8 protein-coding genes are annotated in these 11,471 nt (G+C 39.6%); 2 read left to right on the forward strand and 6 right to left on the reverse strand.

Translation table 11 applies throughout. From position 1 onward, the window contains the following. From ACO1O5_RS11425 to ACO1O5_RS11450, 6 genes are all read right to left on the reverse strand, one after another. Nucleotides 1-917 (reverse strand): selenocysteine synthase (locus ACO1O5_RS11425; protein WP_486270285.1); only part of this gene is annotated, 917 nt, incomplete at its 3' end. Between the two features lie 65 nt (nt 918-982). Further along, nucleotides 983-2,548: a SusD/RagB family nutrient-binding outer membrane lipoprotein gene (locus ACO1O5_RS11430; protein WP_486270287.1), complete on the reverse strand. Its 1,566-nt coding sequence runs from the start codon at nt 2,546-2,548 to the stop codon at nt 983-985. Nucleotides 2,549-2,559: 11 nt separating this feature from the next. Beyond that, a complete protein-coding gene (locus tag ACO1O5_RS11435; RefSeq protein ID WP_486270289.1) occupies nt 2,560-6,000 on the reverse strand; it encodes a SusC/RagA family TonB-linked outer membrane protein in 3,441 nt (1,146 codons plus the stop codon). Between the two features lie 310 nt (nt 6,001-6,310). Next, entirely contained in the window at nt 6,311-7,294 is a 984-nt protein-coding gene (locus ACO1O5_RS11440) for a FecR family protein (protein ID WP_486270291.1), read from the reverse strand. A gap of 87 nt (nt 7,295-7,381) precedes the next feature. After that, entirely contained in the window at nt 7,382-7,987 is a 606-nt protein-coding gene (locus ACO1O5_RS11445; protein WP_486270293.1) for an RNA polymerase sigma factor, read from the reverse strand. Nucleotides 7,988-8,273: 286 nt separating this feature from the next. Next, nucleotides 8,274-9,299: a PfkB family carbohydrate kinase gene (locus tag ACO1O5_RS11450; RefSeq protein WP_486270295.1), complete on the reverse strand. Its 1,026-nt coding sequence runs from the start codon at nt 9,297-9,299 to the stop codon at nt 8,274-8,276. Nucleotides 9,300-9,598: 299 nt separating this feature from the next. Here ACO1O5_RS11450 and ACO1O5_RS11455 point away from each other — a divergent pair, with 299 nt between their 5' ends. Beyond that, nucleotides 9,599-10,258 (forward strand): bifunctional 4-hydroxy-2-oxoglutarate aldolase/2-dehydro-3-deoxy-phosphogluconate aldolase, encoded by a 660-nt coding sequence (locus ACO1O5_RS11455; RefSeq protein WP_486270297.1) that lies wholly within the window; start codon nt 9,599-9,601, stop codon nt 10,256-10,258. 19 nt (nt 10,259-10,277) lie between these two features. After that, nucleotides 10,278-11,471 (forward strand): MFS transporter (locus ACO1O5_RS11460; protein ID WP_486270299.1); only part of this gene is annotated, 1,194 nt, incomplete at its 3' end.

Here is an 11,471-nt window from a genome sequence, read left to right on the forward strand (position 1 = left end):
TCTTTGTCGTGATCCTGGTTTACATACTTGTCTAAAGCGGCATACATGCCAAGCATCTCCTCTTTATTCACCTTCATGCCGCGGCCGATAGTAACGCCGTTGGGAGAATCATTGAGACGGGCAGCAGCGATGATTTCTTTTTTGCCCATGAGGATGCCGGTACTCTGCGGACCTCGGATAGCCTTTCCTCCGGAAAGCGCTACAAAACTAAACCCCATGTCATTATACTTCCACAAATTGGATACTGGTGGAACATCAGCAGCGATGTCGATAGTTGCAGGGAGATTATGCTTTTTGGCCAATGCCAGCCATTCTTCATGCATTATTTTTCCTTCCAGTGCATTGCAATTTAAGAAATGCATAGAAGCTGTTTTTTCATTCACGGCGCGGTCAACATCTTCTGCAGTTTCAACAGGTATTATGGTAACGCCTGTATTATAGAGCGCCTGTTCATAGCCGTCGAAATGTCCTTTTTGTAAAAGCACTTCCGATTTAATACCCGATTGCTCCAAGCGATGGGGAAGCTGCTTTACTTTGGCCTGGTCCAGGCCGGTGAGAATACCTGCCATCCCCAGCGAAAGGGCAGAAAAGGCGCCGGCAGTGACCATGGCGCCTTCAGCATGAACAATCTGCGCAATTTTTTCTCCTACTTTATCCTGCACTTCATTCAGCATACAAAATTCTTTAGCACTTTGGTCAATGGCATCCATTACTTCGTCGTGCATAAGGGAAGCACTCATGGTGGTGTATGTGCCGGCGGCATTAATAAAGGTGCGAATGCCTAGTTCTTTCACGAGGTTTCTCTTAGCCGTCCTTGAAGGAGCAGCACGCAGCGACTGGCCAGGAAGAATGCTTCCTAAAAAAGTTCCGCCCAAAGGAAGCAGGCCTATACCTTTGATAATTTGTCTTCGCTTCATTTTTACTTCTTTAAAAATATTTTCCAAAAATGGTATTACTTAATCAAGCTGCCCGAGGCATCAATTTATTTATCCCACCAAACCCTGGTTAATAAATTATCCTGGTTCAATTCTGCAAAACCCTGTCTTTGCAATGCATCCAGGTAATTGGCCTGGTTAGTGAGATTTTCCGAGTTGGGCAATGAGAAGCGCCTAAACATTTTACCACCGGTTACGTTGCCGGGGTAATTCACAGGTGTTAGAACAGGGTAGCCTGTACGTCTCCAGTTAGCATAAATTTCGTAATCATTACCAAATAAAGTTAACCATTTTTGAACTGATATCTGCTCCAGTTGCTGATCGAAGCTCCCCCCCGAAAGGTATGGGTTAAGTTGTAAGTAAGCATTGATTTGTGCATCGCTTATGATATTTGGACTTGGAGCCACTGCCGGATAAAAAGACCACTGAGTCATTCCATGCCTTACTCCGTTATTATAAGCCTCCTCTGCGGTTGAACCGCTATACCAACCTCTTAAAGCGGCCTCTGCGAGAAGCAGGTAGCTTTCCGATGGGCCCATCAGTATTATTGGTGCAGCCACATTCAATACAAGTAACGAAGGTTCTGAATAAGTATCGAAATCAGTTGGCTTTGTATTTAAGCTTGCACTTATCATTCCCCGTTGCACAGCAAAGGAAGTATCGGCATTGTAAGTGGTTGCGCCCGGCGATGTAGGAACCCAAACAACTGATATTACGGGCAGCCTGGGATCTTTAGTGTTTTTAAGATAATCTATTAAAGTAGCCGCGTATTTTCCGCCTTCAACATTATCACCCCCTGGACTAATATAGTTACCATTGCGCATGGATACCGTTTGCGGATTCATGCCGCCGGGAGCGTCCGCATAATTAATTTTAGCTACGTCGGCATCCGTAGTCATAACTCCGCCGCTTATGGCTTTTTGAACCCATGTTTTTGCAATCGTAGCATCCACATTCGTCAGGCGCATACCTAAACGCAGCATTAATGTATAAGCGAACTTTTTCCATTTGGCTATGTCGCCTTTGTACAGTAAATCAGCACTGCCAAAAGTTGGTTTAGATGGGTCAAGGGCTGCGGCTGCTTCGTCCAGTTCTTTAAACATGTCGAGATAAATGTCTTTCTGAGTATCATATTTTGGGGTCAAATTGCCTTGGCCCGCTAGGGCGTCAGAGTAGGGGATATCTCCTGCAACGTCAGTTAACTGATCAAATTCATACACTTTAAGAATACGAACCAATGAAAGTTTATTTACGTCATTAGGATCCTGCACCGCAGCTTCCAATTGAATCAACCTGTTTAGTTTATCGGTATAATATCCCGTAAAATCTGCAACTGTGCCGTTGAAGCTATAGAATTTGTCGCCTATGGCAGGAACTTCTTTATAAGTCGAAAAATATTGCATACCCTCTGCGATAACGGAATAGTTAGACGCCTGCATTGCTAATATTGCTCCTGTAAACAGGTAATCTGGCTCAGCCGTTTGGGTGGTGTTCGGATTCTTGTTAAGATCCGTTAGACTCTTCTTGTTACATGAAACCATTGCAAACATTGAAACAAAAAATAAAAAATATATAGCCTTTGAAAATTGAATTTTCATAATTTCTTTATTCATGAGTTAATGATTTAAAATTTAATATTCAGGTTCAATCCAATATCACGGGTTCTTGGTTCTCCAGTGCCAGCAGTACCGGTGGTGTTACTTACGGTCTGCTCGAACTCGGGATCCAAACCTGCGGCCTTAACCCTCTTATCTCTGTATAAAATGGCAAGATTGCGGGCTACAAATGCAATAGATGCAGATTGAATTTTAACCAGCTTTAATTTATTTACAGGAATACTATAGCTTAAAATAAGACTGCGAAGTTTTACAAAGTCTGTCTTAAATACATTCACACTTCCGGCATAATTATTACCCCGATTGTTGTAATAAGTATCTAAAAGCGTTACGTCCCATAACTTACTAAATGCATTCCCGTTTTCATCAACTCCGGTTACTTGTAAACCACCTTCTCTTCCGGGCAGTGTTTCCTTCGTTAAACCAAATCTTGAAGCATATTGCCATAAATTGCTATATCCAATTGATCCAAATTTTGCATCAAGCAGTACATTAAGAGAAAATCTTTTATACCTGAAATCGTTGGTAAGTCCCATTATGTAAGGAGGATTGGCAACGCCCAAATTTTGCCGTACACTTTGTTCATAACCACTGGTGCTGTTATACACCTGGATGCCTTTTGCATTCTTCAGGAACACAGGTGCCTGGATTGTTGCATAAGGTAATCCAACCTGCGATATGATGTTTACGCCACCTGAAATGCCCGATCCTATAGTAAGTGTAGTTAATCCGGGAGCGAGACTCAGAATCTCATTCTTATTCCAGGCCATATTATAACTCACGTTCCACCTGAAATTTGGAGTTATTACTGGGGTCCCCGTGAATAGTAACTCAATTCCCCTGTTCCTTAGAGTTCCTACGTTTTGATTGCCGGCGAGGTATCCCGTAGCGTTCGAAATATCGGGTTGAAGGATGTTATTTGTCGTCATGCGTTCATAATAGGTAGCGTCAATTCCCAGCCGGTTTTCGAAGAATTGAATTTCAAAACCTCCCTCGGAAGTTGTTACCGTTAACGGCCGCAAGCCTGGATTTGGTAACCTGTTCGATGCATTCAATACCGGTAATCCATTGAAGCCACCAGGTGTAAGATTATAGGTTTGATTGATAGCATATGGATCGACCGTTGCGTTACCTACCTGGGCCCACGAACCGCGGAGCTTAAGGAAGCTAATTGCTTTCGGAAGTTTTAATGCATCAGATAATATAAGGCTTCCACCTATTGAAGGATAGAAGATGGCGTTGTTCCCTGGATTTAAAGTTGAAAACCAATCCTTCCTTCCTGTAAATGACAGGTAGATGATTCTTTTAAAATCAAGGTCTGCAGAACCGAATAATGAGTTAGTTCCAAAATGACTTTCTGATTTATTTGGAACGTCCAGCGTTCCCAGGTTGGTATAACTGATAAAATCCGGTATAATAAAATCTCTACCGGTAATGCTGCTGGAAAGCGAGTTGTGCCTTTCGCGGTTAACCCCTACAAAGGCATTAACACTAAAGTCCTTCAAGAATTTTGTAGTATAATTCAATGTAGCACGTGCGTTGCTTATGTCGAATTGGTCTGCGTAGGAATTATAATATCCCTTAGGAGTAAATGCGGTTCCAATGGGAGTATAATTTGAACGGTTAGAAAATATAAAGTCCTTAGAGATTATTCCCTTTACGAACAAATTAGGTAAGATGTTTATCTGCACACTTCCGGAACCAATGAAACGGTTTCTTATATCGTCATTTCCTGTTCTGTTAACAACGAACCATGGATTGGGAGCCGCCGGTACAGGGTTCCACTGTATTTCATCCCCATTGTCATTATAACCCGGTGCCAAAGATCTTATATCTACGGTATTTCCCAGCAGGTAAGTGGCCCAGCTTGGATTCAATTCGGCGTAACCAACATTTGGCCTGTTATGACCTTTTTCATAATTGTATTGGGCATTGCCTTCAATGGTAATAAAATCATTTTTGCCAAGATGAGATGTAACGCTCAGGTTGGAAGTTTTCCGGTCGAATGTTGAATTCGGTGTTTGCGCCTTGGCATCTAAATCGGACATTGACAAACGGAAATTAAGTGCATTATTTCCCCCGTAGAAAGCGACGGTATTGGTGAAGTTAGTGCTGGGGCGATAGAAGTTGTTTACATTGTCTTTTACTTTAACGGGTGAATACGGACGTTCAACTCCGTCGAACTGTACTACCATAGAACCATCTACTTTAGCTCCATAAGATAAGCGGCCTGCGCTAAGAGCGGCGGCCTGTGTAGCTGGCTTCACACCGTCATTTCCTGATCCATATTCATATTGATAATTTGGGTAGGAAGATGGTGTTCCGGTTACATAATTTGTATTAAAGTCAACTCCAATACCTTTTTGCGCCCTTCCCGATTTTGTTGTAATTAATATGACGCCATTAGCTGCCTCGCTTCCGTACAATGCAGCGGCAGCACCACTTTTAAGGACGGTAATCGTTTCAATATCGTCAGGATTTATACTGGATATTCCATCTCCTACATCGTAGTTAAACCCCGTACTGCTGGCCGCTGCACCCCCGTTTCCGTTGTAGATGGGGGAGCCATTTACAACATACAGCGGTTGGTTATTGGCCGAACCGTTAATAGCACCAACTCCACGAATGATTATCCTGCTTGATCCTCCCGGACCTGATGCAATTTGTGTAGCGTCAACCCCCGCAATCTTTCCGGTAAGAGCACTTGCAACATTATTTTCGCGGGCCTCAGTAAACTCAGAGCCCTTCACTTCAGCAGACGAGTATACCAAACCTCTTTTGCTCTTTTTAATTCCCAACGCAGTAACAACTACTTCATTGAGTTTCTGTGATTCTTCCTTGAGAGTTGCATTTATGAGCGATTGATTATTCACAGCAATCTCCTGGGTTATAAATCCAACAAAAGAAAATATCAGTGTACCATTTTCGGGTGCATTTATGGCATAATTGCCGGATTTATCAGTGGAAGTCCCTATAGTGCTTCCCTTTACCGTGATGCTTACTCCCGCCAGAGGATTGCCTTTATCGTCCGTCACTTTGCCACTCACGATATTAGCTGTGATACCGTTGTTATTAATGGCATAAGGAATTTTATAGTCTTTTAAGTTTGAGTACGAAATCAATTTTCTTGACCGCATTATTAAAATTTGATTCTTCACCTGCCTGTATGTCAAGTCGGTGTTTGCCAGTGCAATCTTTAAGAAGTTCTCAATAGTCAATTTGGTGACGGGCAAATTCAAATTACGGACATCTTTAATCTCATCTTTCCGATACATGAAATGATACCCCGTAGCAGCTTCAATTTTCTGAAAAGCCTGCACCAGGGTTTCATCTTTAAGGCCAAGCGTAACTTCTGCTTCATTTATCGGCTGGCTTTTAAGTGGAGTCGCAAAAAGTAATTGGACAGATGTGGTAATCAATATGGTAGCAGTTACTATTCCAATACGCATAGTGTTTTTAATGATTGATTTTTCGCAGAAAAATTTTTTCTTAACAGTTGATTTGAAAAAATTATGGAATTCTTCAGTTAATGATGAAAGATTCATAAATTTGGTATGTTTTAAGTTAATAAGGAACTCGTTTTCGAGTGTATTTAAAACAATGCGTGGTGCCGATTGCAGTCGGCACTGGCAACATTGCCTCTGAAGTAATTTTCAGAGGTTTTTTCTGAAGTATTATTCCAGCTTAATTGAACAGAAATTGCCTTTTCTAAAATAGAATTGATTAATCATAATGCAATTTTTTTGGTTATTAATTTTTTTAAGGTTTAATGTATACAATATATTTTTCTTTGTTATAGGTATAAGCAAGGTTATTAAACAAACAAATACTACTTAAAATCTCATCAAGTGCTTCATTTTTAGAAAAAGTAGTGGTGAAACGCAATGATTCAATTTCAGGGTTGTTAATTGCTATTTTCACGTTATAGCGATCTTCTATAAGTTTTGCTGCTTCAGAAAGTGTGAGGTTATCAATTAGTAAATCTTCCTTTTTCCAATTCAAATAGCCCTCATTGTTAACTGCTTGGATTGAAGATTTTACCTTGGATTTAGCATAAGTGATTTGTTGATTCGGCGTTATAATGCCAAGTACTTTATTTTTATCGTTGACGCTAACTCGTCCTCTCTTTACTGTTACTACAATATCGTCTTCGCCGGGGAATGCTTTAATATTAAATGCCGTTCCCAATACTTTAGTTTCTAAATTGCCTGTATGTACTATGAACGGCCTTGATTTATTATGCTTGATATCAAAAAAAGCCTGGCCTTCGAGATACACCTCGCGGGTTTTTGCATCGTCGAACGTTGAAGGATAATTAAGCTTACTTCCGGGACTTAAAATAACAGTACTACCATCCGGAAGAAAGATAACACGATTTCTTTTATGTTCTTCGTGAACTGTTTGTTCTGCACTGATCTTATGTTTATCCGGAGAACTCTTTATGAAAAGATATGCTGATGAAATAAGAACTGTGGTTAACATCGCAGCAGCAGCCAGCTTAACATATCTCTTATTTATCCATCTAACTTTTTTATCGGCCTGCTCACTCTTGTAGATGTTGTCCCGGATGCTATCAATTAAACTATTTTTGAGGGCTTTTTTCTCATTTGATTTTAGCATGTCCAAAATGTCGGGATCACTTTGAAATAAGTTATAGTATTTCTCTACAAATACCTGTTCTTCCCTTGTTGACTCGCCTTTGAGATATTTGTGTAATAAACTTATAAAGTGGTGCTTGTTCATCAATTTACTAAATGCTGTTTGCTCGAGTATGTTGACCCGAAAAAGCAGAAGAATCCCATTCTACATGAAAAAATCTTTTTTGAAAAATCAGGAAGCTAAAATTATCAGCAATATTCCCATTGAAAAAAGGCGGATTAACGAAACCCTTAGGGTTTCTATAGCCTTGCCAAGTTGGTTCTGAACCGTTTTTCTTGCTATACCCATTTCTTTAGCTATAGCTTTTGTAGGTAAATCATCCTGCACGCGCAGCCGAAAGATGAGTCTTCTTTTTGGAGGTAAAGACTCGACCAAGTCTTTATAAGAATTAAAGAATTCTTTCCAGAGCAATTGTGCATCTGCGTTCATACTTTTTTCCGAAATATTATCTAATGCGTCAAAAAAAGGATGAGTTGGTTTTTGCTTTGCAAAAAATTTAATCACTCTATTGCGAATAGCAACATTCAAATAAGCAGGTAAATTCATTATCGGCGTTTGCCTATTTATCCAGATTTGCGTGAAAATTTCCTGTACTATATCTTTTGCGGAATCAAGGTCTTTTGTTCTTTTGTATGCTTTGTTCAGAGAGTCTTCCCAGTATTTGTTGAACAGAATGTCAAACGCCTTTTTATTACCGGAACTAACTTGTTCCAGCAGCAGACTATCATCAGATAATTTTTGGCCGCTTTGTATCATTGCATATTCTATGTTAACCAAATGTAAATGTTTTTTTAAGAAAATTCGCTTGCATACCGGAAAACAATAGTCAAGAATTCTAAAATCATTTGGGAGAGATCTTCAGTAAATAGAATTTATAATAAAGAGAATACGGCAAACATTTAGTAACCAAAATAGATCGATCACTCTTTCATTCAAAAGCTTACAGGAGCGCTTTAATTAATATATCTTCAAAAAGGAAATGTCGACAATCACCGGGTTTATTCAGCAAAAAAAAATGGAATGGACAGTAAATTTTTTATAAACAATTCTCAAACAAAAATAACTACCGTTGAACTCTTCCGCTCGAATCTCCTTTCATTAAACCTTTTACATCGCTTAACGTAGCGTGATTCAGATCTCCCGGAATAGTATGTTTTAATGCAGAAGCTGCAACACCAAACTCGGCGGCATCTTTCATTGCCATATCAGTTACAAGGCCATATATAAAGCCGCTTGCAAAAGAATCGCCGCTACCAACGCGATCCACAATTCTTACTTCATATTGTTTGGTATGATAAAATTCATTGCCATCGTATACCAATGCGCTCCATCCATTATCAGAAGCGCTATAGCTTTCTCTTAAAGTAGAAGCTATGTATTTGAAATTAAATTTTTCTTTCATTTGCTGAAAAACGTCTTTGTAACCGTCAAGATTTAATTCGCCTTTTGTAACATCAGTTCCTTTACTTTTAAATCCTAAGGTAGTCTCTGCATCTTCTTCATTGCCGATACATACATCAACATAAGCACAAAGTTTCGTCATTACTTCTTTAGCTTTTTCTTTGCTCCATAATTTTTTGCGATAGTTAAGATCAATACTTGTGGTTATTCCTTTTGCTTTTGCTGTTTTCAAGGCTGCTTCAGTAAGCGCTGCTGCGCTGTCACTTAATGCGGGAGTTATTCCGGTTGTATGAAACCAGGAAGCGCCATCAAATATTTTATCAAAATCAAAGTCTTTAATTTCAGCTTCTGAAATAGCAGCATCAGCACGGTCGTATACTACTTGTGATGCACGCATAGACGCACCGGTTTCTAAAAAATAAATACCCAGTCTTTTTCCACCCCTGGCAACAAATTGTGTATCTACTCCATAACGCCGTAAATGATTTATGGCAGATTGACCAATTGGGTTATCAGGAACTTTGGAAACAAAAGTTCCCTGTAGTCCATAATTACAAAGGGCTGCAGCCACGTTCGCTTCGCCGCCACCGTAAGTAACATCAAAGCTGTCTGCCTGAACAAATCTTTTGAAATCGGGAGTTGATAAACGAAGCATTATTTCTCCAAGTGTTACTACTTTTTTTGCCATGATTTTTTATGAATTTAATTTGAATAGATGTATTTATGATATCAAGCAATTTTATCGAATTTCTTTCATATTTGTTGAAGCAACAAGAATTATAGCAACAATTATCAAAAAAAATACGGGAACGATTGCGTAATGCTTTAGAAATGATATATCTGTTTTATTACTTTTTACAGTTAATGTTGTACTTTACCGTTGAACAAATTCGATCGTCTTATATTCAACTAACGGTAACGTTTGCGTAAAAAAATATGGTATAATAATATAATTCCAATAACATTGTTCATTTAGCAATATATTTTATGAATACAAAAAATGATTTATTAAAATTAATTCCCGAACAGGGAGTACTGCCACTCTATTTTTATAAGGATACTGAAGTGAGCATTGAAATCTTAAAAGCGCTATATAATGCCGGAATAAGAGCTGTTGAATACACGAACCGTGGTGAAGCGGCTTTACAAAATTTCAAAAAAATGCGTGAAGTATGCAGTAGCGAATTAAAGGGAATGTATTTGGGCGTCGGAACTATTAAGAATGGCGATATGGCTCAAACCTTCATTGATGCAGGTGCCGATTATATTATTTGCCCCGGCCTTATTGAAGAAGTTGCTGCAGTGGCGGATAAGAATAAGATGCTTTGGGTTCCGGGATGCATGACACCTTCAGAAATTATACGTGCAGAAAATTTGGGTGCAAAAATGATTAAGCTTTTTCCCGGAAATATTTTAGGCCCTGCATTTATGAGTGCGATTAAAGAGTTGTTTCGCGATTTATTGTTTATGCCAACCGGGGGTGTTGATTTAAACAAAGAGAATATTGCAGGTTGGTTTAAAGCAGGAGTATGTGCAGTGGGAATGGGAAGTAAACTCGTGAGTAAAGATTTAATGGAACAGAAAGATTACGCGAAAATTGAAATGCTTACTAAGCAGGTATTAGATATTGTGAGGTCAGTTAGATAACATACTTTAAATATACGATATGCAGAAGACTATGGGAAAATACAGGTGGACGATTTGTACATTGCTATTTTTTGCAACCACCATCAACTATCTCGACAGGCAGGTGATAAGTTTACTGAAACCTTACCTTGAAGTACAGTTTAAATGGACCGAGGGAGACTATTCATACATCGTTATGGCCTTCCAGTTGTCTTATGCGGTAGGGATGATTTTCGTCGGTAGATTTATCGATAAGGTTGGTACCAAACTAGGATATGCCCTTTCAACACTTGCGTGGAGCCTTGCAGCAATGGGGCATGCATTGGCAAACGGCACATTGGGTTTTGGTATTGCACGTTCTTTTCTTGGAATTAGCGAATCCGGTAATTTTCCGGCTGCAATAAAAACCGTTAGTGAATGGTTCCCGAAAAAAGAAAGGGCGTACGCTACAGGAATTTTTAATTCAGGTTCAAATATAGGAGCTGTAGTGGCCCCGTTAACTGTTCCCTGGATTGCGGAGAAATGGGGATGGGATTGGGCGTTCATTTTAACCGGCGCCATAGGTTTCATTTGGCTAATCTTATGGATATTTATTTATGAAATCCCTGCAAAAAATAAAAGGCTTTCAAAAGAGGAATTTGCCTACATAAACAGTGACCTGGATGAGCCGATTGATTTAGAGGAGAAACCTCCCAAAACTTCCTGGTTTAAATTATTAAGTTTCCGGCAGACATGGGCATTTGTTATCGGGAAATTTCTTACAGACCCGGTATGGTGGTTCTATCTTTTTTGGCTTCCTGCATTTCTTGATGCGCAATATGGAGTTAAAGGAACGGCCATTGGATTTCCTATTGCACTCGTTTATACAATGACCACATTTGGAAGTGTTTTTGGAGGTTGGCTTCCTATGTATTTTATTAAAAAAGGCTGGCCTGTTTTCAAAGCACGTAAAACATCGATGCTCATTTATGCATTTTGTGTGGTACCTGTAATTTTTGCGCAGTGGCTGGGTTCTTTAAATATGTGGCTCGCTGTTCTTATCATAGGGTTTGCGGCATCAGCGCACCAGGCATGGAGCGCAAATATTTTTACAACTGTGTCAGATATGTTTCCTAAAAAAACAGTCGCATCAGTTACAGGCCTTGGCGGTATGTCCGGGTCAGTAGGAGGTATACTGATAGCATTACTGGCAGGCCTGCTATTTGATAAATATAAATTGATGGGCAATCTCGAA

The sequence above is a fragment of the Ginsengibacter sp. genome, from assembly GCF_057362405.1.